At 71.6% G+C, this 23114-nt stretch carries 22 protein-coding genes, 3 pseudogenes and 1 riboswitch; of the genes and pseudogenes, 9 read left to right on the top strand and 16 right to left on the bottom strand.

Translation table 11 applies throughout. The features are described from left to right. Positions 1-320 (top strand): annotated as a pseudogene (locus AC156L_RS19115) (polyprenol phosphomannose-dependent alpha 1,6 mannosyltransferase MptB); the annotation flags it as partial. Here AC156L_RS19115 and AC156L_RS19110 read toward each other — a convergent pair. The 8 genes from AC156L_RS19110 to AC156L_RS19075 all read right to left on the bottom strand — a co-directional run bounded on the left by AC156L_RS19110 (position 280) and on the right by AC156L_RS19075 (position 8743). After that, a complete protein-coding gene (locus tag AC156L_RS19110; RefSeq protein WP_330879779.1) occupies positions 280-810 on the bottom strand; it encodes an HdeD family acid-resistance protein in 531 nt (176 codons plus the stop codon). The pseudogene AC156L_RS19115 and the gene AC156L_RS19110 sit on opposite strands and share 41 nt — an antisense overlap. 116 nt (positions 811-926) lie before the next feature. Continuing rightward, positions 927-1772 carry a hypothetical protein gene (locus tag AC156L_RS19105; protein ID WP_330879778.1) on the bottom strand — a complete coding sequence of 282 codons (846 nt, stop codon included), beginning with the start codon at positions 1770-1772 and terminating at the stop codon, positions 927-929. Positions 1773-2333: 561 nt separating this feature from the next. Continuing rightward, positions 2334-2765 (bottom strand): hypothetical protein, encoded by a 432-nt coding sequence (locus tag AC156L_RS19100; protein WP_330879777.1) that lies wholly within the window; start codon positions 2763-2765, stop codon positions 2334-2336. Between the two features lie 5 nt (positions 2766-2770). Beyond that, positions 2771-3145, bottom strand: coding sequence for a hypothetical protein (locus AC156L_RS19095; protein ID WP_330879776.1), 375 nt, complete (start codon positions 3143-3145; stop codon positions 2771-2773). Between the two features lie 46 nt (positions 3146-3191). Beyond that, the gene (locus AC156L_RS19090) at positions 3192-7358 is read right to left on the bottom strand and encodes an RHS repeat domain-containing protein (protein ID WP_484407122.1); all 4167 of its coding nucleotides are present in this window, start codon (positions 7356-7358) and stop codon (positions 3192-3194) included. After that, a complete protein-coding gene (locus AC156L_RS19085) occupies positions 7355-7663 on the bottom strand; it encodes a type VII secretion target (RefSeq protein ID WP_330879774.1) in 309 nt (102 codons plus the stop codon). The genes AC156L_RS19090 and AC156L_RS19085 overlap by 4 nt, the downstream gene beginning before the upstream one ends. A 17-nt stretch (positions 7664-7680) precedes the next feature. Continuing rightward, positions 7681-8208, bottom strand: a complete 528-nt coding sequence (locus AC156L_RS19080) for a YbaB/EbfC family nucleoid-associated protein (RefSeq protein WP_330879773.1) — start codon at positions 8206-8208, stop codon at positions 7681-7683. Between the two features lie 160 nt (positions 8209-8368). Further along, a complete protein-coding gene (locus AC156L_RS19075) occupies positions 8369-8743 on the bottom strand; it encodes an FKBP-type peptidyl-prolyl cis-trans isomerase (protein ID WP_330879772.1) in 375 nt (124 codons plus the stop codon). Between the two features lie 159 nt (positions 8744-8902). On the opposite strand from AC156L_RS19075, the gene AC156L_RS19070 reads away from it, so the two are divergent. Together AC156L_RS19070 and AC156L_RS19065 are read left to right on the top strand one after the other, a co-directional pair. Next, positions 8903-9718 carry a S1 family peptidase gene (locus tag AC156L_RS19070; protein ID WP_330879771.1) on the top strand — a complete coding sequence of 272 codons (816 nt, stop codon included), beginning with the start codon at positions 8903-8905 and terminating at the stop codon, positions 9716-9718. A 93-nt stretch (positions 9719-9811) separates the two neighbouring features. Beyond that, a complete protein-coding gene (locus AC156L_RS19065; protein WP_330879770.1) occupies positions 9812-11704 on the top strand; it encodes a beta-propeller domain-containing protein in 1893 nt (630 codons plus the stop codon). On the opposite strand, the gene AC156L_RS19060 is transcribed toward AC156L_RS19065, so the two are convergent. The 6 genes from AC156L_RS19060 to AC156L_RS19035 all read right to left on the bottom strand — a co-directional run bounded on the left by AC156L_RS19060 (position 11677) and on the right by AC156L_RS19035 (position 16474). Beyond that, positions 11677-12483, bottom strand: a complete 807-nt coding sequence (locus tag AC156L_RS19060; protein WP_330879769.1) for an EI24 domain-containing protein — start codon at positions 12481-12483, stop codon at positions 11677-11679. The genes AC156L_RS19065 and AC156L_RS19060 overlap by 28 nt on opposite strands. A 58-nt stretch (positions 12484-12541) precedes the next feature. After that, positions 12542-13345: a GNAT family N-acetyltransferase gene (locus tag AC156L_RS19055; RefSeq protein WP_330879768.1), complete on the bottom strand. Its 804-nt coding sequence runs from the start codon at positions 13343-13345 to the stop codon at positions 12542-12544. Between the two features lie 89 nt (positions 13346-13434). Next, the gene (locus AC156L_RS19050) at positions 13435-14202 is read right to left on the bottom strand and encodes a methyltransferase domain-containing protein (RefSeq protein WP_330879767.1); all 768 of its coding nucleotides are present in this window, start codon (positions 14200-14202) and stop codon (positions 13435-13437) included. Positions 14203-14212: 10 nt separating this feature from the next. After that, positions 14213-14395, bottom strand: coding sequence for a hypothetical protein (locus tag AC156L_RS19045; protein ID WP_330879766.1), 183 nt, complete (start codon positions 14393-14395; stop codon positions 14213-14215). A gap of 39 nt (positions 14396-14434) precedes the next feature. Next, entirely contained in the window at positions 14435-15070 is a 636-nt protein-coding gene (locus tag AC156L_RS19040) for a GNAT family N-acetyltransferase (protein WP_330879765.1), read from the bottom strand. Positions 15071-15976: 906 nt separating this feature from the next. After that, on the bottom strand, positions 15977-16474 hold the full coding sequence (locus AC156L_RS19035) for a DUF309 domain-containing protein (RefSeq protein ID WP_330879780.1): 498 nt from the start codon (positions 16472-16474) through the stop codon (positions 15977-15979). 240 nt (positions 16475-16714) lie between these two features. Here AC156L_RS19035 and AC156L_RS19030 point away from each other — a divergent pair, with 240 nt between their 5' ends. The 5 genes and pseudogenes from AC156L_RS19030 to AC156L_RS19010 all read left to right on the top strand — a co-directional run bounded on the left by AC156L_RS19030 (position 16715) and on the right by AC156L_RS19010 (position 20617). Beyond that, positions 16715-18403: a glycosyltransferase family 39 protein gene (locus AC156L_RS19030; protein ID WP_330879764.1), complete on the top strand. Its 1689-nt coding sequence runs from the start codon at positions 16715-16717 to the stop codon at positions 18401-18403. Positions 18404-18552: 149 nt separating this feature from the next. Further along, a pseudogene (locus tag AC156L_RS19025) lies at positions 18553-18954 on the top strand (DUF6359 domain-containing protein); the annotation flags it as partial. A gap of 93 nt (positions 18955-19047) precedes the next feature. After that, positions 19048-19725, top strand: a pseudogene (locus AC156L_RS19020) (endonuclease I family protein); the annotation flags it as partial. 63 nt (positions 19726-19788) lie between these two features. After that, positions 19789-20208 (top strand): ArsR/SmtB family transcription factor, encoded by a 420-nt coding sequence (locus AC156L_RS19015; protein ID WP_330879763.1) that lies wholly within the window; start codon positions 19789-19791, stop codon positions 20206-20208. Further along, entirely contained in the window at positions 20126-20617 is a 492-nt protein-coding gene (locus AC156L_RS19010; RefSeq protein WP_330879762.1) for an SRPBCC domain-containing protein, read from the top strand. The genes AC156L_RS19015 and AC156L_RS19010 overlap by 83 nt, the downstream gene beginning before the upstream one ends. Positions 20618-20799: 182 nt before the next feature. Here the strand turns inward: AC156L_RS19010 and ahcY are convergent, their stop codons facing one another. Further along, a complete protein-coding gene (gene ahcY, locus AC156L_RS19005) occupies positions 20800-22260 on the bottom strand; it encodes an adenosylhomocysteinase (protein ID WP_330879761.1) in 1461 nt (486 codons plus the stop codon). A 17-nt stretch (positions 22261-22277) separates the two neighbouring features. Next, positions 22278-22355, bottom strand: a riboswitch (S-adenosyl-L-homocysteine riboswitch). 62 nt (positions 22356-22417) lie between these two features. Here ahcY and AC156L_RS19000 point away from each other — a divergent pair. Continuing rightward, positions 22418-22879 (top strand): NUDIX hydrolase, encoded by a 462-nt coding sequence (locus AC156L_RS19000; RefSeq protein ID WP_330879760.1) that lies wholly within the window; start codon positions 22418-22420, stop codon positions 22877-22879. Positions 22880-22930: 51 nt separating this feature from the next. Here the strand turns inward: AC156L_RS19000 and AC156L_RS18995 are convergent. Next, positions 22931-23114, bottom strand: a 184-nt coding sequence (locus tag AC156L_RS18995) for a DUF899 family protein (RefSeq protein WP_484407120.1), incomplete at its 5' end; no start/stop codon positions are given.

Genomic DNA, 23114 nt, shown 5'->3' with positions numbered 1-23114 from the left:
ACGCCATCCACCACGCCGCCCTGACCATGCTCGCCGTCGCCCTGCTCTCCCCCGCCACCCTGCCCTGGTACTTCAGCTGGCCCCTCGTACTGGCCGCCGGACTCACCTGGACCCTGACCGGCCTGCGGGCGGTGGTGTTCTTCTCCTGCGTGCTGCTGCTGGTGACGTTCCCCGACGGCGACACGGGCCTGTACTCGTGGTTCTACCTGGCGCTCGTCGTGGCCGTCTCGGCGCTCGCCACCGTGTCGCTCACCCGGCCCGACCCGCTGGACCTGCGGCTCAGGCCGCTGCTGACGCGAACTTCCTCAGCCGGAGGCTGAGCAGCACCAGCACGACTCCCCACAGGATCGCGAACACGCCGATCGTCACGACGAGCGCGAGGGCCCCCGTGGTCGGCGTCGACAGCAGGATGATGCCGAGCACCACGGACAGCAGGCCGCTCAGCGCCAGGAACCGCTCGTGCTCGATCACCTTGCGCAGCCGGACCGCCGTGACGATCTCCAGGACGCCGCCGACGATCGCCCACACCGCGATCACCACGAGCAGCACCAGCGCGGTGATGCCCGGCCAGAACAGCGCGACCAGGCCCGCGACCACGCCGAGCGCGCCGAGCACGCCGTGCGCGAAGTCCTCGTGCGTGACGGCGAGGTACAGCTCCGTGGCGCCGTCGACCAGCGTGTACGCGCCCCACAGGAAGACCAGCGCCACCAGGGTCAGGCCTGGCCAGGCCAACGCCAGTACGCCGAACACGATGGCGAAACCGCCGCGCAGGGCGAACAACCACCAGCGGCGGGCGAGCAATTCCCTCATCGAGCGCCTCCCTCGATCGGATCACCGATCCAATCGTGGCACTGCCCTGGGAAACGGCAAGCCGGGCACGCGCCGGGAACATCCTCAGTCCTCAGTGGACTGGGGGTTGCTCCGGCTCACTGGCCGGTGATCAGCGCGACCGCCACTTCCTTCGTCGCCTCGTCCACCGCGGGCGCCTGGAAGCCCAGCCGGACGATGTGCTCCACGAACTCCGGCTCCGGCGGCAGACCGTACTTGCGCAGGTAGTGCGGAACCGCGCCCGCCCAGATCCACGTGCCGTCGGTGCGGAAGTTCAGCGGGACGTCCTGCTCGCCGGCCGAGAACTCGTCCACGTCCAGGTTCCGCGCCGCCAGCACGACCGGCGCGCTCTCCAGGAACGCCGTCAGCTGCTCGCGCACCCTGGGGTCGACCGGTGGCCGGTTCACGAACGGCCGCCCGTTCGGGGCCTTCCCGTCGTACACCCGTGCCGTCCGCAGCGGTGCGGGAACACCACCGGGCGGCGTGTCGACCGGCGCCTCCAGCGGCGGCATCCCGATCCGCTGCCGCCACCAGTTCGGGATCCGCACGTCGGCGCGCGGGAACGTCCGCAGCTCGTCCTGGAGACCGATCGGCGGCGGCGGGTTCCGCCACCCCGGCTCGTCCTCGGAGTTGAAGTCGACCGTGAAGGCGCTGGGCGCCTCCAGCTCGTACACCGCGGTCAACCACGTGCCCCGCTCGGCCGAGTGCATCCCCGCCCGGAGCTGCCCCAGCAGCGTCACCACGTCCATCGGCGGTCGCACCGGCCGCAACTGCCCGTCCGGCCCGGCCACCGCCATGTCGACCTCGATGTGCCGCCCGGCCGCCCGGTACTCGGCCCGCACCTTCTGCCAGCCCTGCGGCAGCGTGGGCAGCATCGCTCGTCCGATCTGCCGCACGAGCAGCTGCTGCTCCTGATCGCTCAGCGGTGTAGTCGGCTGGCTCATCCGTGCGCACCCCTTCGAATCCCCCCGAATACCGGTGGGCCGATCTTAACGGCCGGCCCACGGCGCCGTTGGCCGGTCAACCGGGAGTCCGGTCCTCCGCGGGGGAGCTGGCTGGTCGCGAACTCCTGACCAGTGCGTTCCGCTCTTCCCGCGGTTGGTCAGACGGTGAAGTGCCGCGCGGTGGACGTGGGGTGCCACCCGTCCGCGAGCAAGGAGTCCAGCGCCGACTGCCCGGCGGGGGGACGGGGAATTCCTCGCACCGGGTCGAGCCGCGTGGTGCCGTCACCGTCGACGGTCGTGCACGCGAACGCTGTTCGCGAACAGGGCTTCGACGTTCTCGGTGTCGGCCGGAGGATCCGGTGGAGGTCGAGTTCTCGCCGTGCGGCCGGTACGCGGTGCAACCGGTCGCGGAACTCGTTCCCGTTCGAGCCGATCCGCCGCTCATCGCCGCCACCGAGCGGCACGGTCCGCCCTCCCGCTGCCGGGGTGGGCGTCACGACCGACGTCTCCGCTTCCGGCGTGGACGAGGTCCGGTCCGTCCGGATTATCGTCCACAGTGGACTACCGGTCGTCGAGCGCCGTTCGCATCCACGCCGGGACGTGCTCCTCCTCGCGGGGGAACGTCTCCAGCTCGCGGGCGATCTCCTCGGGCGGCGGCGGCACCTTGAACCGCGGCAGCGCGTCGCGGTCGTACTCGATCGAGTACACGTCCGGGTACTCCAGCCGCATCATGGCGTGCAGCCAGGCCCCCCGGCCGGGGCGAGCCATGCCCGCGCGCAGCCGGGCGAACCCCTCCACGACGTCCGCGGGCGGTGTCCAGGCGCTCATGGCGTCGTTCACCATGAACAGCAGGCCGACGCACACGACGTGCTCGCCGACCGCGGCGTAGTCCACGTGCACGCGCTTCCACCCTGGTGGGAGTTCGAACACCAGCCGTCCGACGATCTCGGACAGGATCTCGGTCTGGGCGTCCGGGTCCAGTGGGGCCGTCATGATCCTCAGTATCCCCCAGTGGGCTCGATGAGCTTCTCCCGCAACCAGTCCGGCACGTGCTCCGGGTCGCGCGGGTAGACCTCCAGGTCCGACCTCCACTCCGACGCGGGCAGCGCGGGCCACCAGTTCGGGTCGTGGTCGTGGTCGAACAGCACCCGGTACTCCATCGGCGGGTCGACGGTGAAGCGCAGGGCGAACCACGTACCGCGACCCGGCTCGTACATCCGGCCGCGCAGCTCCCGCAGCGCGTGCTCGACCTCGTGCGGCACGCGCACGGTCAGCCGGGTGCGGTCCTGCTTGAGGACAGTCAGGACCGGCTGCCCCACGGTCGCCGTCGCCAGGTACTTCAGGTCGAGCCGGTACCAGTCCTCCGGCGCCACCCCGACCAGGCCCCGGCCAACGGCTTGGAGCAGGTCCCCGTGCGGCTCAGGGGACGGCTGGAGGCTGGGGGACGAAGGCGGGGTTTCGCGCTGGTGGCGGGACATTGTGGAAGCTCCTCGGGACCATCTGGGTCAACGGCGGCGAAACGGTGGTGACGGTGAACTCCGCGTGCAGCACGTCCGGTGTGCGCACGTCCGGCGTGTGGCGCTCGGCCCAGATGTCGATCCGGTCCACCTGGATGTTCGGGTCCTCGCTCATCCGGGCCTGGTCGGCCTCCATCTTGCGCCAGGAGTCCGAGGTGGGCCGGTCGGGTGAGTCCCAACCGCTGTTCTCGTACGCCCACTGCGGGACGTGGTTGATCCGCTCGCCGGGACCGCCCGCCTCGAACGAGATGATGTGGCCACCCGCGAACCGGAGCTGCTTCTGCTCCTCGGGGGTGAGGTGGGAGTAGTTGGCGCGGTCGTACTCGCCCGGCAGGCGCGTGCCGCCGCGATCGTTGCCACCGCCCGCGATGTTGCCGACGTCCGTCTGCAACCTGCCGGTCTCGTCGAACCCGCGGCGAGGACCGAAGTGGTCCGGCGCCGTCGTGCCCGCAGGCGGGTAGTGAGGCCGTCCGCTGGCCGCGATCGTGTCGCCGTGCTCGTCGGTCCGGTACAGCTGGCGCGGCTCGCGCGGGTCGAGGCCGTGGTGCTCGAGGTTGCGCGGGCCGACCGCGTAGGTCGTGTTCGGGCGCGGAACGGGCAGGCCTTCGTCCCAGGTCCGGCCGGTGCCGAGTTCCGGGTTGAAGCCGTTGGTCCGGTCGCCCGACCACGTGTGGACGTGCGAGAACCTCCCGTCCGCGTCCGTGTAGAACGTGCCGTGCCAGTTGCCGTCCGGGTCGTACACGTCGTAGCGCGTGTGCGGCTCCCTCGGCGGCGTGTCGCTCAGCGAGAACGGGCCGGACTGCCGGGTGTCGTAGTCCAGCACCGGGTCGGCCGACCGGTACACGCCGTTGTCGCCCGGCGGGTTCCAGTCGACGGCCGGTGACGTGTCGCCCACGTCGAACTGGTCGAAGCGCTGCGGCGGGTGCTCTCCCGGCGGCACCGACGGGTCGCGCGGGTCGGGTGCCGTCAGGTCCGGCTGCGGGCCCGACGGCAGCGACGTGTCGTGGTGCCCGCCGCCCACGAACACGTGATCGAAGACCTCGTTCATCTCGACGCGGTAGGTCACGCCCGGCGCGGCGTTCGCCACGTCGCGGTTCGGCGGCGCGTCGAACGGCTCGGCGCCGCTGTTCGACGCCCTCACCTCGACGTGCGTGACGTTGCGGTCGCCGTCGGTGTAGAACACGCCGCGCGGGTTGCCGTCCGCGTCCGTCACGACCATGCGCGAGTGGGGCTGCAACGGCTCGCCGCCGTTGAGGTCGAGCACGCGGGCGTTCGGTTCGACCGTCATCGGCACCTCGGGCAGCGGGTCGCCGTTCGGCTGCGTCGGCGGATCCCACTCGGCCCGCTGCTGCGGTGAGCGGTCCCGGTGGGGCGAGTCGCGGATCGGGTCGACGGGCCGCGCGCGGTCCCGCGCGTCCTCCGGGTCGAGCCCCGACTTGTCCGAGTCCTTGGTGCCGGGGACGAAGCCGTCCTCGCTCGCCCTGGTCCTGGTGCCGTCCGGGCTGTGGGTTTCCCACTCGCCGTTCGGCGGGATCCTCGGGTGGCGGTTGCCGTGGGCGTCCACCTCGGCGTCGGAGGTGTAGACGCGGCCCTGGCTGTCGGTCCACGCGGGTTTCGTGGGGGCCAGCACGGGGGCGTCGGTGTGGGCCGCCAAACGTCGGGCGAAGTCGTTGCTGCCCGCGTCGCAGCCGATCAGGCGGATCGGTGTCCTGCCGTCCCACCCGTTGCGGCGCAACAGGTCCCCGTACTCCTCGGGGCTGTAGGAGTGGTTGCCGATGCGGGCGCGGCCGTCGGGGGTGATGTGGACGTCGGCGGTGAAGTAGCGCGGGTCGTTCGGGACGCGGCTGGGCAGGTCGCCCATGTCGGGGTCGCCGCGGTGGTGCGAGATGCCCGCGGGGGTGGTTTCGCCGTGCCTCGCGTGCGCCTCGTCGATGTTCGGCCGGGGTTCTGGCTGGTGCGGAGGGCCGTCGGGGTGGTGCGGCTGGTTGTCGGGGAGGCGGGGTGGGCTGTCCGGGGTGTGCTCCGGGCCGCGGGCTTGCGGCTGGTGCGGGGTGTTCTGGTGCGGTGGTCCCTGGTGGGGTGGTCGCGCTGGGGGAGGGCCCTGGTGCGGTGGTCCTTGGGGCGGTCGCGTGGGGGGCGGGCTCTGGTGCGGTGGGCCCGCGTGGGTCGGTCGAGGAGGTCCCGCCTGGGGTGGGCGGCCGGGTGCGGTGTGCGGTGGTCCGGCTTGCGGGCGGACGGGTGGTGCGGGGTGCGGGGGCCCGGTGTGCGGGCGGACGGGTGGTGGCGCGGCGTGCGGGGGCCCGGCCTGGGGACGGCCCTGTGGTGGACCGGCGTGGGGCGGACCGGCGTGGGGCGGACCGGCGTGCTGCGGAGCGGTGAAGGGGGTTCGGGGCTGGGGCGGGCCCGCGTTCTGCGGGTGCGGGGTGCCGTCGGGGGTGCGGGACTGCGGGACGCCGGACGCCGTGTCGCCCCGGTGGCCTGACGTGCCGGTCCACCCGCCGCCACCGGTCCTCGGTGGGCCGCCCGCGTTCGGTGCGCCGCCGGGCTGGCCGCCGCCGTGGGGTGCGCCGCCCACCGGTCCCTGCTGCGGGGCGGTGGACGACGGGGTGGTGTCGCGGGGAGCGGTGTTCGGCTGGTCCGCCCTGGACGGTGCGTCGGGTGTGGTCGTGCCGGCCGAGTGCGTCTGGTCCGTCCGCTGTGGAGCGATCGTCGGGCTCGTGCTCGGGCCGTGGCCGGACGGCGTGGAGTCGGCAGCGTGCCCCGGCGACGTCGGACCGCTGTGCGTCGTGGGGCCAGAGCCCGGACCGTGCGGCGACGGCGTGGACGACGGACCGCTGGGACTGTGCGCCGTCGACGGACCAGGACCGCCGTCCGGCCCGCGACCCGACGGCGTCGGTGAGCCGGGAGTCGACGCCCGCCCGTCCGGCGAGGACGTGCCACCGGGAGACGTCCCGCCCGGCGAGGTGCCGCCCGGCGAGGTGCCGCCCGGTGAAGTCCCGCCCGGTGAAGTCCCGCCGGACGGTGTGCCGTCGGGTGACGGGCTGCCGGGTGAACCGGGCGTCCCGGACTCCGGCGTGGTCCTCGACGGTGACGTGCCGTCGGGACCGGAACCGGATGGGCTCGAACCGGATGGGCTGGACCCGGAAGGGCTCGAACCGGAAGGGCTGGACCCGTCCGGCCCACCGCCGCGGGCACCGGGCGGCGGGTCCACGCCGTCGCGCCCCAACCGCCGCACGAACCCCGGATCGTCGACCCTCCTGCCGAGCACGTCCAGCCCGGTCGCCTTGCCCGCGAGCTTCCCCAGCACCTTCATGATCTTCTCGAAGACCTCCACCAGACGCTTCAGCATCGGCGAGACCCTCTTGATGGTGTCCAGCAGCTTCTGCACGAGCTTCGCGATCCGCGCCGCCCACTTCGAGATCGCGGTGATCGCCTGCGCGACGATCACCGGCGTCCCGAACCCCAGCGTGAACGCCGCCTCCAGCACCCACGTGATCAGCTTCGCCACGAGGTCGGCGATCAGGTCGCGGACCATCTCGCGCACGAACGCCACGACCATGCCCATGACGCCCACGACCGTGCCCACGGACCCGGCTGCGCTGGCCGCGCCCGAGAGCGCGTCGCCCTGCTCGGCCGCGGCGGCGCGGTAGGCGTCCGCGGCGGCGCCGGTCCACCCCTCGGTGCCGGACTTCAGCGCGGCGGCGTAGTCCTCGCTGATCTTGCCCATCTCGGTGGCGACGTTGTTCCACGTCGTGGAGTACGACTCGATCACCGGCGGGTCGCCCGCGAGCCAGTCGAGCATGTCCTTCAACGGCTGCACGTGTTCCATCAGGAACGACGCGGCCGACGACAGGAGCGTGCCGAACGGGTCGACGGCCATCGACGCGGCGTCCGCGGCCAGGCCGACGACGCCGAGACCGCCCTCGATCCAGTTGCCGTCCTTGAAGCCGTTGAACGTGTCCATCGCGGACTCGGCGATGGAGATGCCGGTGGCCCAGCCGTTGTCGCCCGTGCCCCGGGTGAACCCGGAGCCCTCCTGCGGTGCCTGCGCGACCAGGGGGTTCGTCATCGGTCACCGGTCCGGAACGAGTCGGCCACGGCGTCGTCCTGCTGCCGGTACTGCTTGACCGTGGTGTTCACGCCCGTCGCGGTGGCGTCCATCGCCTCGACGGCGCCGTTCAACGCGTCCAGGCCCCACTGCTCCACGGGGTCGAGCATCATCCGGAACGGCTGGCACAGGATGCCGTACGCGTCGGTCGGCATGCTGACCGTGCGGGCGGCGTCGAGCGCGCCGCGCAACCGCTCGGACAGGTCGTCGAGCTGCTTGCGGTGCCCGTCCAGGGTTTCCCCGAGGACCTCGAACTGCTCCGCCATGAGAACCCCCTACGCGGTCAGGACAGGAACGAGCCGCCGTCGAAGTCCTCGTCGTCCTCGGGACGACGAGGGCGGCTCGGAGGACGCGGTGCGGGCGGGGGCGCGGGGGCGGGCGGCTGGTCGTCGTCGATGCCGAACCGCAGTTCCGGGTTGACCGGTGGCGGCACGTCCTCGGCGGGCGCGGGCGGGAAGTTCTTGCGAGCCTCGGCGAACAGCGCGTTCGCGGTCTCGTCCTGCGTGCCGATGGTCTCGGCCATCGCCTGCTGGAGCAGCTCGGGGATCCGCGACTGGGCCTTCTGCAACGTCCGCATGATCTCCGCGGAGACCTCGGCCATCCGCTTGTCCCGCGCCGACTCCGCGATGTCCACAGAGGACAGGATGCCGTTGGACCCGATGGTCAGCCGGATCGTGCCGTCCCTGGAGGTCTCGGTGATCGACAGGCCCTGCACGCGTTCGGCCATGCTCTGGTAGCGCTCGGCCTTCTGCCGGATGCTGGTCTCCCACTGCGCGAGCATCCGCTCGGACCCGCCGACGTCGTCAGGCACCGCCCGTCCCTCCCCCTGGTGGACAACCCCACGGGACAGGATGACGTACCGCGGAACCGACTGGTTCCGGTCCGGGCTCAAATACGCCTAACGGCCCAACGCGCGCCGAAGCCCGCCTGCTCCGGGGAGCGGGCGGGCTTCGGCGGACGGTCTGTGCGGTCTAGTTCACCGCGAGCAGGTCCACCACGAAGATCAGCGTCTCGCCCGGCTTGATCGCCTGGCCCGCGCCGCGGTCGCCGTAGGCGAGGTGCGGCGGGATGACCAGCTGGCGACGGCCGCCGACCTTCATGCCCGCGACGCCCTTGTCCCAGCCCGCGATGACGCGGCCGCCACCCAGCGGGAAGCGGAACGGGTCGTTGCGGCTCCAGGAGGAGTCGAACTCCTCGCCGGTGGTGAAGGAGACGCCGACGTAGTGCACGGTGACGGCCTGGCCCGCGGTGGCCTCGGGCCCGTCGCCGACCGTGAGGTCGTTGATGACCAGGTCGGCGGGCGGCGGGCCCTCGACCAGGTCGACTTCGGGCTTCTGCGTGGCCATGCGGATCCTCCTCGAATCGGAACAGGTCTGCGGGCGAGTCAATCACGTCGTCGGCGCCGCTGCCGAATGGCCTACGTCTAGTGGAGCTTGTGGCGGCAGTAGTCGGTCTGTTGCTCTGTGTGCACCCCGGGAACGGGGTCACAACTCAAGGAGATGATCATGGCGGCAACCCTGCACCGCCTTCGGTCCTGGCTGGGCGCGCTCGTGGTGGCGATGTTGCTTCCACTGGCGGGCTTCAGCGTGGCCGCGGCAGCTCCGGCACCCCCGACCACCGACGGTGAGGTCGGCGCCCAGGTCGTGGGCGGCACCCGTGCCAGCACCAGCACCTACCCGTGGGTGGTCTACCTGGCCACCAGCAGCGGCTCGCAGTACTGCGGCGGCACGCTGGTCGCCCCCAACAAGGTCGTCACGGCCGCGCACTGCACCGTCGGCGACGCCGCGTCCGCGGTCCGGGTCGTGGCCGGTCGCGACGACAAGCGCTCCACCGCGGGCGTCGTCGCGCGCGTCACCAGGATCTGGATCCACCCGAGCTACGTCGACGTCACCCAGGGCAACGACGTCTCGGTGCTCACCCTGGACCGCAACCTGACCCAGGGCACCCTGCCGATCGCGACGGCGTCCGACACGGCGCTGTACGCGGCGGGCACGTCCAGCACGATCCTCGGCTGGGGCACCACGTCCTCCGGCGGCGCGGCCTCGCGCTACCTGCTCAAGGCCACCGTGCCGGTGACCAGCAGCGCGACCTGCACCTCGGCGTACGGCTCGGACTTCAAGTCCGCGCACATGGTGTGCGCCGGGTACCCGCAGGGCGGCACCGACACCTGCCAGGGCGACTCGGGCGGTCCGCTCGTCGCGGGCGGCAAGCTGATCGGCATCACCTCGTGGGGCGAGGGCTGCGCGGCGGCGGGGTACCCCGGCGTCTACGCCAAGGTCTCCAGCTACGCGACGCTGATCACGCAGCAGATCAACTCCTAGTCCACGCGCGGACGGGTGCCGGGGGACCCGCGGGTCTCCCGGCACTTCCGCTTCCCCTGCAACGCGATCCGCCCCCACCACCGTCCTCGGTCCATGAAGCGCTCGGGAGTGGTGTTGGCGGGGATCGTCGTCGTCGGGGTGTGCGCGGCCTCCGCGCCCGCCGTGCTGGAGGACTGGCCCGCCCCGGTTCCGCCCGGCACGACGGCCGGGCCGGTGGAGCTGGTGGCCTACGACTCGTGCGACGAGGTGCTGTCGCAGTTCAGAGCCGTGGAACGACCGCGCCTCGCGGAGCTGGGCAGGGGCGGCGGCTGGTACACCGACCTCGGCGGTGGCGTGGTGATGAACGCCGAGCCCGGCGTGGCGGCCGACTCGCGGGAGAAGGCGTCGGCCCCCGTCCCGCCGCGGGCGGGCACGCCGGAGCACTCGACCACGAACGTCCAGGAGGCGGGCGTCGACGAGCCCGACCTGGTCAAGACCGACGGCAAGCGGATCGTCACCGTCGCCGACGGCGCGCTGAGGGTCGTGGACGTCGCGTCCCGCCAGGTCACCGGCTCGCTGGAACTGCCGGGCGCCGCGATCTCGCAGCTGCTGCTCAGCGGTGACCGCGCGCTCGTAGTCACCACGTCGACGGCGCTGGAGAGGCCGTTGGCGCCCAGCGAGTTCACGCCCGGCGACTTCGCGCCCGGCGGCGGCGCGAACCTCGTCCTGGTGGACCTGTCCGGGGCGCCGGAGCAACTCGGCTCCCTCTCCGTCGAGGGTGCCTACGTCGACGCCCGCCAGATCGGCGGCGTGGCGCGGATCGTCGTCAGCTCGTCGCCCCGGCTGGACTACGTCTACCCCGACGGCGTCCGCACCACCGCCGAGGCACTGCGGGAGAACGAGCGGATCCTCCAGGACGCGCCGGTCTCCGCGTGGCTGCCGCGCTACGAGCTGACCACCCCGACCTCCCGCGGCGACGGCACGCTGGTCGACTGCTCCCGCGTCAGCTTCCCCCGGCAGCCGACGGCGTCCTCGGTGCTGACCGTGCTCACGGTCGACCTCGCCGCCGCGCTCGGCACCGGCGACCCGGTGTCCATCGTCGCCGCGGGCGACACGGTCTACGGGTCGGAGCGCAACCTCTACGTCGCCGACCAGCGGCAGGTGTTCTCCGGGCGGGGGAAGGTCACGGCGAACCCGTCGACCGCGATCCACCAGTTCGACATCTCCCAGCCCGGCCCGCCGAAGCACGTCGCGTCGGGTGTCGTGGACGGCACGCCGCTCAACCAGTACTCGTTCTCCGAACACGCCGGGCACCTGCGGGTCGCGACCACGAACGAGTCCGGTCGGGCCGGGTCGCAGAGCTCCGTCACCGTCCTCAGGCGCGACGGCGACACCCTCGTGCGGACCGGCCGCGTCGACGGACTCGGCGTGGGGGAACGGATCCACAGCGTCCGGTTCCTCGGCGCGGTGGGCTACGTGGTCACGTTCCGGCGCACCGACCCCCTCTACACCCTCGACCTCGCCGATCCGGCGAAGCCCAGGGTGGTGGGGGAGTTGAAGATCAACGGCTACTCCGCCTACCTGCACCCGGCAGGCGACGGCAGGCTGATCGGCGTCGGCCAGGACGCGACCGACCAGGGCAGGGTCACGGGCACGCAGGTCTCGCTGTTCGACGTCAGCGACCCCGCCGAGCCGCGGCGCCTCGCGCAGCACCACCTGCCGGGGACGAGCAGCGAGGCCGAGTACGACCCGCACGCCTTCCTGTACTGGTCGCCCACCGGACTGCTGGTCCTGCCGGTCAACGGGAACCGCGGCGGCGACGGCGGCTCGCTGGTGCTGCGCCTGTCCGACCGCGGGTTCAGCGAGGTCGGCACCGTCAGCCACCCCACGGGCACGCTGCGCCGTTCGCTCGTCATCGGCGACGAGCTGTGGACCGTGTCGGACGCCGGGCTGATGGCCAGCAGCGGCGACCGGGCGGCTCAGGTGGCCTGGGTGCCGTTCCGGTAGGGCTGGTAGGCCGGGACCGCGCCGGGCTGGCCGGTGAGCAGGCGGTGCGCGAGGACCGTGCCGCCCGCCATCGCCGCAGGCATGACCACGATGGCCGCCAGCGGGACCAGGCACAGCAGGTACGACGGCACGGCGAAGCCGAGGGCGGTGGCGCGCTTGCTCCGCAGCACCGCGCGCCGCTCCTTCAGCGTCTTGCCGCGCCGGGTGAACGGGATGCCGGTCAGCTCGATGCCGAGCAGCCACGCGTTGACGCAGACGGCGATCACCGGCACCACCGTCTGCCCGACCACGGGGATGAAACCCGCCGCGAACAGGGGGATCGCGAACAGGATCGCGAGCCCGATCAGCAGCACCGCGTCGCGGACGCCGTTGAGCGCGGACCGCCACCACGGCACCTGCTCGGCGTCGGGCACACCGCCCAGCTCGGTGTCCTCGATCGTCTCGGCGATGTGCTCGTAGAACGGGCCGCCGATGACGATCGTGATCGCGGTGAACGCGAGCATGCTGATCGCCAGGAACGCGCCGATCATCGAGATGCCCGCCGCGACGCGGGTCACCGAGCGGACGGTCTCGCTCCAGTCGTCCGCGAACGGCGTGGCCCAGGCGGCGATGTCGTTGATGTTCGTCGCCAGCAGCACGAGGCTGCCGATCAGCAGCGCCGAGCTGATCACGGCCGGGACCGCGCCGATCAGCAGCAGCTTCGGCGACCGGAACACCAGCCCGAAGCCCTTGGCCAGCAGCCCGACACCGGTGGAGAAGTCCTTCAGCACCCTGATCACGCGGGCAGCTTAGTGCCGGGGGCCCCGGCGTTCCCGCGCAACGGTCGGGAAGACCCCGTCAAGCGCCGCCGTCCCCGGTCTCCGCCTCCGCCACGCAGGCCGTGCCGACGCGGCGGAACCCGACCCGCTCGTACACCCGCGCGATGTCCTCGCTGCCCGCGGACAGGAACACCCGCCCGGCCCCGCGGTCGAGCGCGTCGCGCGCCAGGACAGCCGTGATCGCCGCACCCAGACCGCGGCGGCGGGCGGACGGCAGCGTGCCAACACCGACGACCTCGGCCACCGCGACCGCCGTCTGCGTCATGCCCACGGCCACCACGCCCTCGGTCGCGTCCTCCGCCAGCGCGTACCGGAACTTCGGCACGTGCACGGGGGTCACGGTCGGCAGCAGCGTGTCCCGGTCCTTCGGCCCGGTGTCGCCCCTCGCGGTGCCGGGCGTGGAGAACGACAGCCGCGCCACCGCCTGCACCACGGCCACGTCCGCCAGGAAGTCGTCGGCGTCCGGGTCCAGCACGCGCACCGCGGCGTCGACCTCCGGCACCGCGGGCGGTCCGTCGAGCACCATCAGCGGCGCGCGCAGCACCGCGAACCCGGCCCGCTCCATCACGTCGAGGAGCCCTGGTGTGGTCTCGTGCACCCACTCGAAGGCCTCCGCCACCCCGAGTTCCCGCTGCCGCTCCCGCACCAGCCGCACGTCGACCGCGGTCGGCTCACCACCGTCCAGCGACGGCCGCGCGTAGTACGGGAACCCCTCGCCGTCGCGCACGAACAGCGTGAGGGCACCGTGCGACTCCGCTCGCGCGTCGATGCGGGGGACGGCGTCGTAGAAGGATTCGAGCTGGTCGAGCAGAGCTGGGGGCACCTGCGGCAAGGTAGTGGTCGACGGCCGCCGTGGCCACCGGGATTCCGGTGCGGGCGTTCGAGCCACCACCCCGCCCGCACCAGCCCTCCCTAGTGCGTCGCCAGGAACAGGTAGCGGTTCAGGCTGAAGAAGTAGTCCGGGCCGAGCGCCCGCAGGCCGTCCGCCCAGGCCTCGGCCTCGGCCTCGGTGATCCCGTCGCGCCCCACCACGAACGTCGACACCAGCGCGAGCAGGCCCGCGCTGAACGTGTCGTCCGCGTAGCCGACGTTCACCACCGGCAGCACGCTGGTGCGCACGTCGCGGAACCCCGCGGCCGTCAGCACCGCGGGCAGCTTCCTCGGCAGCCGGGGGTCGGCGAGGTGCTGCTCGAACGCCAGCAGCATCCGGTTCGTCACCCCGTCGTCCGGCGAGCGCCAGACGATCGAGTCCCAGTCGGTGTCCACCAGCAGCAGCCTGCCGCCGGGTCGCAGCACCCGCCGAACCTCGGCGAGCGCGCCCGGCACGTCCTCCAGGTACTCGAAGACCTGGGTGGACACCACGGCGTCGAACTTCCCGTCGTGGTAAGGAATCCGGTCGGCGCCCGCCTGCCGGTACTCCACCGCGGGACCCGACCGCCGAGCCGCCATCGCGAGCATGGACGGTGCCGGGTCGATCCCGCACACGGCGCCGTCCGGGCCGACCTGCTCGGCCAGTTCCGCGGCGAGGAAACCCGGCCCGCTGCCGAGGTCGAGCACCCGCTCGCCCGGCCGAGGGGCCAGGGCCTCCCGCACGACCCGCCGCTGCCGCACCACGTCCGCCGTCCGGTAGGTCGCCTCGACGCGGCGCGACGTCCGCTCGTCGAACTCCAGCGCGTTCACGCGACCCGCGTCAGCGACGACGGCGGAAGGCCGGTCGGCGGACGCTCGTGCCGACACCCGCCAGGTGCAGCGCGACGCACAGCAGCCCGGCCGTGATCAGCGTGGCACCGTTGACGACCGACCCCAGGGACGCGTCGGCGAGGTCGAGCAGCAACGCCAGCCCGAAGATGACCGCGGCGATGATGGCGAGCATTGGTGCCTCCTTGTGTGGCGGGAAAACCCTGTCCCGTCACTACCCCGCCGCGGAGGGCCCCAACCAGGCATTCGGCCCAACTTCACGGCCCAGGAACGTCAGGTCCGCGTGGGCGGGCACCGGGATCGGGTGGAAGCCCAGCCGGTCGTAGAACGCGCGCGCCGCCGTGTTCGCCGTCAGCATCCCGAGGTGCACCGCGGGCACCCCGGCGTGCGCCAGCGCCGCCAGGAACGCCGTCATCAGCGCCCGCCCGTGCCCCGCGCGCTGGTGCTGCGGCAGGAGGTCGATGTGCAGGTGCGCCGGGTACTCGGTCAGCTCGGGCACGATCATCCGCTCCGGTGTGTGCATCAGCCGCAGCATCGTCCCGGTCGGCGTCGTCGGCTCGCCCGTCGGCGCCGGGTAGCGGTCGAGCAGCGTGGGCAGCCAGCACCGGCGGTAGTCCTCCACGAACGCGCGGGTGTCGGCCGTCCCCACGACGTACCCCACGGCCCGCTCGCCGTCGTCCGCCACGAACGCGAGCGCGGGCTCCAGCTCCGCGTAGGGCAGCGCGAAGATGCTCGGCACGAGCTCCGGATCGGGGTAGAGGTGCCGCGAATCCCCGCCGGCGTCGGCGGTGCGGACGCAGACGTCCGCCACCGCGTCCCGGTCCGATGTCCGGTAAGGCCTGATCCGCACGGCGACCCCGCTTCGTTTTGAGAGCGCTCCCACTGTACCTTCTCTCAAAACACTGTTTTAATGAGGGCCGCACATTTGCGGAAATGGTCCCGATGATGAGGTGGACGTCGGCCGATCGGCCCAACTCGTCGGCGGAAACTTCCGACACGCCGTGATTCGGTCCAAAACGATCCCAAAACGGTGCAATACTCTTGTACCGCACTACCATCGGGTGATCACCGGCCCCCACCGGGTCACAACGATCGGTCTGTGTGATCCGATTGACGAATGAGCGAATGCCCGAGTTGTCATGGCTCCGGAATCGCGATGGACAGGAGCATCTGTGGAACCTGCGGCGGAATCGGCCAGGTCCCAGCGCCCCTGCGACCTGTGCGATGGGACGGGGGAAATGGTGTGGCAGCAGCCAGAGCCAAGTCCGACGGGGTTCGTGCTGAGAGAGCGCAGCCATCCGTGCACGAACGGCTGTTCCGGCTGGTGGAGGGTCCCCGCCGCGGAGCGCGCTGACAACACCGGTTGGGCGGTGCAGGCCAACGCAGCCCTGACCCCTGGCCCCGTGAGTCCCGGATCGTCGTAGCGCTCCGCTCCACCCCCGTCGTGCCCCTCCACGTTTCCGTGGTGCCAGCGGTGTCGGTTCCCGCTCGGTGGCGTTCGTGTCAGTGGTAGCGCCTTCCAGTTCGCTCTTCCGCACGTCGTCGAACGATCACCTGTCGGTACCCGGAAGTCGTTCCGTCCACGTGGCTGGGAATGGTCTGACCGTGATTCCCGTTCGTGACCTCTGATCGGTGATCGCCGCGAGCGGACGTCATCCCCGTCGCGTGGAATACCTTCTGCCGCTAATCGATTCACCGGGTGCGGGGGTCCCCCCGAATTCCAGCGTATCGGCCGGGCCCGACAATTCCCGGCGCTCTAGCGCGTGACCAGGCGCGGAGTGTTCCGAGCCAGGTCGACCTCGCTCCTGGTGCCGTCCAACGTCGTCGCCAGCGCCTCCGCCCAGTCCCGCAGCCCGGCGACGTCGATGCCGTGCGGAGGCGACTCCCGGAACTCCGCGATGTTCTTCGCACCCCGCCGCAGCAGTGAGGCGCCGCCCGTCGTGTTGCCGCGCGCCGCGTGCGTGAGCCCCACCGCGAGCTGCGCCAACCCGCGCCACAGTTCCCGCTCGGGGGCGTCGGAGGTCTTCCACGCGTCCTCCAGCACCTCGTGCGCGTGGAACGGCATCCCGGCGTCCAGCAGCCGCTGCGCCTCCACCAGCGACTCGGCCGGTGTCCGCGGCACGCCCTCCGGCTGCCGCTCGACACCCGGCACCCCGTACGGCAGCGGCCGGCCGAGGCCGTCGCGCGGCCGGGCGTTGCGGGCCCGGCCGTCGGGGTCGCGGTCGCGGACGGAGGTCGTCGCCGGAGCGGCCACCAGTCCGTCCACGTGCCCGCAGTGCTCGCACGCCTCGGCCGCCGACCGCTCCCGCATCCGCCCGCACTCCGGGCAGACGGCGTCCAACCAGCAGGCCGGGTCCCCACGCTCCTCATCCACACCCCGATCCTGCCACTGTCCACGGGGGCTGGCCCCACCAGCGGCACGGGTGTCGGCCCCCTCGTGGAAACCCGTTGGCGCTCCTAGCTTTGGATCTTCACAACGAGGGGGACGTGGAGCATGGACACGAAGGTCGAGGCACCCGCGCGGTCGCGGTTGTCCTACGGGGTGGCGGGACTGGTGGCCGTCGCTCTGGTCGCGGTCGCGGGCGGGTACGGCTACCACGGGGACGAGCTGTACTTCCTCGCCGCGGGCCGCCACCTGGCTTGGGGGTATCCGGACCAGCCGCCGCTGACGCCGCTCGTGGCGCACCTGATGGACCTGGTGGCGCCGGATTCCCTCGTGGTGCTGCGGATCCCGGCGGCGGTGGCGGCCGGGCTGACGGTGTTGTTCGTGTCGCTGACCGCCCGCGAGATGGGCGGACGGCCGCGCGCGCAGCTCCTCGCCGCGTCGGCCGCGGCGGTGTCCGGGCTCGTGCTGGTGCCCGGACACATGCTGCACACCACCACGATCGACATCTGCCTGTCCGCCGCGCTGGTGTGGCTGGTGGTCCGGGTGCTGCGCACCGGCGACCAGCGGCTGCTGCTCGTGGCGGGCGCGGTGCTCGGGTTGGGGCTGCTGAACAAGTACCAGATCGCGGCCGTCGCACTGGCCCTCGTCGTGGGCTTGGCACTGGTCGGCCCCCGCGACCTGCTGCGCAGCCCGTGGTTCTTGGGCGGCGCGGTCCTGGCGCTCGCGCTGTGGGCACCGAACCTCTGGTGGCAGGCCCAGCACGGGTGGCCGCAGATCGCGATGGCGAACCTGATCAGCGAACGCGGCGGCAACGGCGCCCGCCTCTCCTTCGTGCCGCTCCAGCTGGTGTACGTGAGCCCGTTCCTGGCGCCGCTGTGGATCGCGGGTCTGGTCCGGCTCGTGCGCACGCCCTCGTTCCGGTTCCTCGGGGTCGCCTACCTGTTGTTGGCGGCGGCGTTCATCGCGGCGGGCGGGTCGGCGCTGTACCTGTTCGGTGCGTACCCGGCGCTGCTGGCCGCGGGCGGGTTGGCCGTGGACGGCTGGATCGACCGCGGTGCCGCCGGCCGCCGTGCCGCTGACCGCGGTGCCACTGACCGCGGAGCCGCTGACCGCGGAGCCGCTGGGCGCGGTGCCACTGACCGCGGTGCCTTTGGCCATGGCGTCACCGATCGCGGTGCCTCCGGTCCCGGTGCTACCGGCATCGGCATCACCGGTCGCGATGCCACCAGCGGTGCCACCGGTCGCGGTGCCACCGGTCGCGGTGCCACCGTCGGGGTGCTGCTGGGCGCCTCGGCGGCCTTCGTCGCGCCGCTGGCGCTGCCGATCGTGCCGTTGGACCGGCTGTCGGTCATCCCGGTCGTGCGGCTCAACGGCCTCACCGCCGAGCAGTTCGGCTGGCCGGAGTTGGCCGAGACCGTGACCGGTGTCTACCGGGCGCTGCCCGCGGCCGAGCGTGCGCACGCTGTGGTGCTGACCGACAACTTCGGCGAGGCCGCCGCGGTGGAGCGGTATGCGGAAGATGGTATGCGAGATGTTGTATACAGTGGCTATCGCGGGTACGGCGACTGGGGCCCGCCGCCGGAGACCGCCACCACGGTGGTGATCGTGGGTCCGGGGGCGAAGGCGGATCCGCCCGCCTGGGCCGTGCGCGCCTGTCGCGGGGGAGTGCGGCTGGCGGCCAGGACGGACAACGCCCACGGCGTCCGCAACAAGGAGCAGGGCGGCCGGGTCTGGGTGTGCACGGGGCTGGGTGAGTCGTGGGCCTCCCTCTGGCCTGGTATCCGCCACCTGGACTGAGCCACTCCGACATCGAATTGCTCCGTATCGTTCATCCGCCGGTGGCAATTCTCGTGGCAGTCTTCATCCCATCGTGTGATGTTTAGTCACACTGCGTTAGCCCGTGGATCCCTGCCCACGGGAGGCGTACGCCCCTGGGAGAGACACCAGTGCTGAAATCCCGCGTCACCGGGTGGAACGCGGTGGGCCTGCTCGTCGTGGCGGCGGTCGTCGCCGTCGCCGTGCAGGCCGCACCCGCGACCGCCGCCGCACCGCTCACCGTGGCCCAGGCCATCGCCCAGCAGACCGGGGCTTCCGCGACCGTTCGCGGCTACGTGGTCGGCCAGCCCACCGCGACCACCACCGTCGTCCGCTCGAACTTCCCGTCCGACTACGCGCTCGCCCTGGCCGACTCGGCGGGCGAGACGTCCACGTCGAAGATGGTCTACGTCCAGATCACGACGTCGTTCCGGGCCGCCTACGGTCTCCGGTCCAACCCCGGCCTGATGGGCAAGCAGCTCGACGTCACCGGCAAGCTCGGCGCGTACTTCTCGCACGCGGGCCTCACCGCGCCGACGGCGTTCGCGGGCGGCGGCACGACCCCGCCGACGACCACGACGACCACCACCCCGCCCACGGGTACGCCGGGCGACTACGACAGCACGTACTACCGGAACGCGGTCGGCAAGACCGGTACCGCGCTGCGCACGTCGTTGAACCAGATCATCAGCCCCCAGACGAAGCTCAGCTACGAGCAGGTGTGGGACGCGCTGAAGCTCACCGACCAGGACCCGAACAACTCCAACAACGTGATCCTGCTGTACTCCGGCACGTCGCGGGCGAAGAGCCTCAACGGCGGCAACCCGGACGACTGGAACCGCGAGCACGTCTGGGCCAAGTCGCACGGCGACTTCGGCACCGCGACCGGCCCCGGCACGGACGTCCACCACCTGCGGCCGACCGACGTGACGGTCAACTCCGACCGCGGCAACAAGGACTTCGACCTCGGCGGCACGCAGTCGACCGAGGCGCCGGGCAACTACACCGACGCCGACTCGTGGGAGCCGCGCAACGCCGACAAGGGCGACGTCGCGCGGATGATCTTCTACATGGCCATCCGGTACGAGGGCACCGACGGGTACCCGAACCTGGAGGTCAACAACAGCGTCAACAACGGCAGCAACCCGTACATGGGCAGGCTGTCGGTGCTCAGGCAGTGGAACGCGCAGGACCCGCCGAGCGCGTTCGAGAAGCGCCGCAACCAGGTCATCTACGACTCGTTCCAGCACAACCGCAACCCGTTCGTCGACCACCCGGAGTGGGTCGACTCGATCTGGGGCTGATCGCCCGCTCGGAGGGGCCGTCCGGTTCGGGCGGCCCCTCCTTCCGGCTTTACATGTGACCATATGGTCACCTATCCTTCGGGGGTGACCGACGACGACCTCGTGTTCAAGGCGCTCGCCGATCCGACCCGCCGGTTCCTGCTCGACCTGCTCTTCGCGCGCGACGGCCGCACGCTGACGGAGCTGGACGCGGAGGTGGAGATGTCCCGGTTCGGCGTCATGAAGCACCTGAGGGTGCTGGAGGAGGCCGGGCTCGTCGTCGCCCGCAAGGTGGGGCGGGAGAAGGTGCACCACCTCAACGCGGTTCCCATCCGGCAGATCCACGACCGGTGGATCGACAAGTACACCGAGCGCCGCGTGTCGGCGCTCATCGACCTCAAGGGCGAGTTGGAGGCACGGCATGAGCGCGAACGGCGTCCAGGTGAACAGGGTGTGGATCAAGGCGACGCCGCGGGCGGTGTGGGACGCGATCACCAGTCCTGAGTGGAACGTCAGGTACGGGTACGAGTGCCCCAGCCACTACGACCTGCGGCCCGGTGGTGCCTACCGGGTGACGGCCAGCGACGTCATGAAGGAGCACGGCGCGCCCGACGTCATCATCGACGGCGAGGTGCTCGAGTCCGACCCGCCGCGCAAGCTCGTGCAGACGTGGCGGGCGAACTTCTCACCGGAGCTGACCGAGGAGGGGTTCACCAAGCTGACGTGGGAGATCGTGGAGGAGTACGGCTCCGTTCGGCTCACGGTGACGCACGAGGTGGGTGGCGCGCCTGCGGCGGCGGCGCAGGTGGCTGGTGACGTCCCCGGTGCGGGTGGTGGCTGGTCCTACATCATCAGCGATCTGAAGACGCTGCTGGAGACCGGGAAGTCGTTGGCCGGGGTGGGGGCGCCGTAGGGCCCGTGGAACACCCCGATTCTTTGCGCAGGTCATGACCTGCGCAAAGAATCGGGGTGGGCCGGGGGAAGGGCTGGAAGAGCGGTCAGGGCCCGCTGGGTCCGGGGCTGGGCTTGGGGGTGGGACCCGGTTGCTCGCTGGGAGGCCCTGGGTTGGCGTTGAGCCTCCGCTGGTCCCGTGGGTCAGTAGCGGTACTGGTCGGTCTTGAACGGGCCCTCTACCTCTACACCGATGTAGTCGGCCTGCTTGGGGGTCAGCGTCGTCAGCTTCACGCCCAGCGCGTCCAGGTGGAGGCGGGCGACCTTTTCGTCCAGGTGCTTGGGGAGGACGTAGACCTGCCGGTCGTACTCGTCCTGCTTGGTGAAGAGTTCGATCTGGGCCATGGTCTGGTTGGTGAACGAGTTCGACATGACGAAGCTGGGGTGGCCGGTGGCGTTGCCCAGGTTCATCAGCCTGCCCTCGGAGAGCACGATGATCGAGTGCCCGTCCGGGAACCGCCACTCGTGGACCTGCGGCTTGATCTCGATCTTCTTGATGCCGGGGACCTTGGCCAGGCCCGCCATGTCGATCTCGTTGTCGAAGTGGCCGACGTTGCCGACGATGGCGTTGTGCTTCATCCTCGCCATGTCCGCGGCCATGATGATGTCGAGGTTGCCGGTCGTGGTGATGAAGATGTCGCCCTTCGCGACCACGTCGTCCAGCGTCACGACGTCCAGGCCCTCCATCGACGCCTGGAGCGCGCAGATCGGGTCGATCTCGGTGACGACGACGCGCGCGCCCTGGCCGCGCAGCGACTCGGCCGCGCCCTTGCCGACGTCGCCGTAGCCGCAGATCACGGCCAGCTTGCCCGCGATCATCACGTCGGTGCCGCGGTTCAGACCGTCCACAAGGGAGTGTCGGATGCCGTACTTGTTGTCGAACTTGGACTTCGTGACCGAGTCGTTGACGTTGATCGCCGGGAACAGCAGCGTGCCGTCGGAGGCCAGCTTGTAGAGCCGCTTGACGCCGTTCGTGGTCTCCTCGGTGACGCCCTTGATCCCGGCCGCGAGGCGGGTGAACCGGCCCGCGTCCTCGGCCAGCGACTTCGCCAGCGTGGCCAGCACGATCCGGTACTCGTCGGAGTCGTCGTCGGTCGGTGCGGGCACGGCGCCCGCCGCCTCGAACTCGACACCCTTGTGCACCAGCATGGTCGCGTCGCCGCCGTCGTCGACGATCATGTTCGGGCCGAGCCCGTCCGCGAACTGGAACAGCTGGTCGGTGCACCACCAGTAGTCCTCCAGCGTCTCGCCCTTCCAGGCGAACACCGGCGTGCCGGTCGGCTCCTCGGGGGTCCCGTTCGGGCCCACCACGACGGCCGCCGCGGCCTCGTCCTGCGTGGAGAACACGTTGCACGACACCCAGCGCACGTCCGCGCCGAGCGCCACCAGCGTCTCGATCAGCACCGCCGTCTGCACCGTCATGTGCAGGGAACCCGCGACCCGCGCGCCCTTGAGCGGCTGCGACGCGGCGAACTCGCGGCGGGTGGCCATCAGACCGGGCATCTCCTGCTCGGCGAGGCGCATCTGGTGCCGACCGGACTCCGCCAGCGACAGGTCCGCGACCGCGAACTCGATCCCGTTGACCTTCTGCAACTTGGAACTCACAACCCACCAGCCTCCTGTGTCAGGAGGCGCCCTTGGGGTTGGAATCGCGAGCCGAGCGTGGCGGGCCGGTGCCCGTCGCAGCGCCTCTCGACTCGTTTCCAGCATGGCAAGGCCTCCGCCGGGTTGTCAACGTGGGCCGGTTGGCACAATCGGCCCCATGGCGGGCAAGCGCAGTGCCGGGATCCTGGTGTACCGCGGATCGGACGAGGCCACGGAGGTCCTGCTGGGCCACATGGGTGGTCCCTTCTGGGCGCGCAAGGACGACCACGCGTGGTCGGTGCCGAAGGGCGAGTACCAGGACGGCGAGACCCCGGAGGCCGCCGCGCGCCGCGAGTTCCAGGAGGAACTCGGCCTGCCCGTTCCCGAGGGTGACCTGGTGGAGTTGGGCGAGGTCAAGCAGTCCGGCGGCAAGGTCATCACGGCCTGGGCCCTGAAGGCCGACCTCGACCCGGCCGACGTGGTGCCGGGGACGTTCGAGCTGGAGTGGCCGCCGAAATCGGGACAGCTGAAGGAGTTCCCCGAGGTCGACCGGGTCGAGTGGTTCACCGTGGAGGTCGCGCGGACCAAGATCGTGAAAGCCCAGGCGGCGCTGCTGGACCGCCTGCTCGCGCTGCCCTGACCCTGGTCACCCGGATGGGTGGGAAGTTCGCCGGATCAGGTGCTCGCGGGGTCAGCTCTCGAAGTTCGGCATCGCGGCGCGGGCGTTGTCGCTGCGGCCCTTGGGCAACTCCCACTCCTCCTGCCTGCCCAACGCGGTCAGGTCCAGGTAGTAGTACGACCCGCCGGTCGCCTCGGTGCCGCGGGCGAACGTCGAGTACGTGTGGAACACCCGGTCGCCGTCGCGGAGGAAGAAG

The sequence above is a fragment of the Umezawaea sp. genome (assembly GCF_057122925.1).
Note: the sequence above shows the minus strand (reverse complement) of the source record. Positions and strands in the feature narration are given on the sequence as shown.

Coding starts and splice junctions, on each gene's coding strand:
- AC156L_RS19110 (WP_330879779.1), bottom strand. CDS start 810: ATGAGGGAATTGCTCGCCCGCCGCTGGTGGTTGTTCGCCCTGCGCGGC.
- AC156L_RS19105 (WP_330879778.1), bottom strand. CDS start 1,772: ATGAGCCAGCCGACTACACCGCTGAGCGATCAGGAGCAGCAGCTGCTC.
- AC156L_RS19100 (WP_330879777.1), bottom strand. CDS start 2,765: ATGACGGCCCCACTGGACCCGGACGCCCAGACCGAGATCCTGTCCGAG.
- AC156L_RS19090 (WP_484407122.1), bottom strand. CDS start 7,358: ATGACGAACCCCCTGGTCGCGCAGGCACCGCAGGAGGGCTCCGGGTTC.
- AC156L_RS19085 (WP_330879774.1), bottom strand. CDS start 7,663: ATGGCGGAGCAGTTCGAGGTCCTCGGGGAAACCCTGGACGGGCACCGC.
- AC156L_RS19075 (WP_330879772.1), bottom strand. CDS start 8,743: ATGGCCACGCAGAAGCCCGAAGTCGACCTGGTCGAGGGCCCGCCGCCC.
- AC156L_RS19070 (WP_330879771.1), top strand. CDS start 8,903: ATGGCGGCAACCCTGCACCGCCTTCGGTCCTGGCTGGGCGCGCTCGTG.
- AC156L_RS19065 (WP_330879770.1), top strand. CDS start 9,812: ATGAAGCGCTCGGGAGTGGTGTTGGCGGGGATCGTCGTCGTCGGGGTG.
- AC156L_RS19045 (WP_330879766.1), bottom strand. CDS start 14,395: ATGCTCGCCATCATCGCCGCGGTCATCTTCGGGCTGGCGTTGCTGCTC.
- AC156L_RS19030 (WP_330879764.1), top strand. CDS start 16,715: ATGGACACGAAGGTCGAGGCACCCGCGCGGTCGCGGTTGTCCTACGGG.
- AC156L_RS19015 (WP_330879763.1), top strand. CDS start 19,789: ATGGTCACCTATCCTTCGGGGGTGACCGACGACGACCTCGTGTTCAAG.
- AC156L_RS19010 (WP_330879762.1), top strand. CDS start 20,126: ATGAGCGCGAACGGCGTCCAGGTGAACAGGGTGTGGATCAAGGCGACG.
- AC156L_RS19000 (WP_330879760.1), top strand. CDS start 22,418: ATGGCGGGCAAGCGCAGTGCCGGGATCCTGGTGTACCGCGGATCGGAC.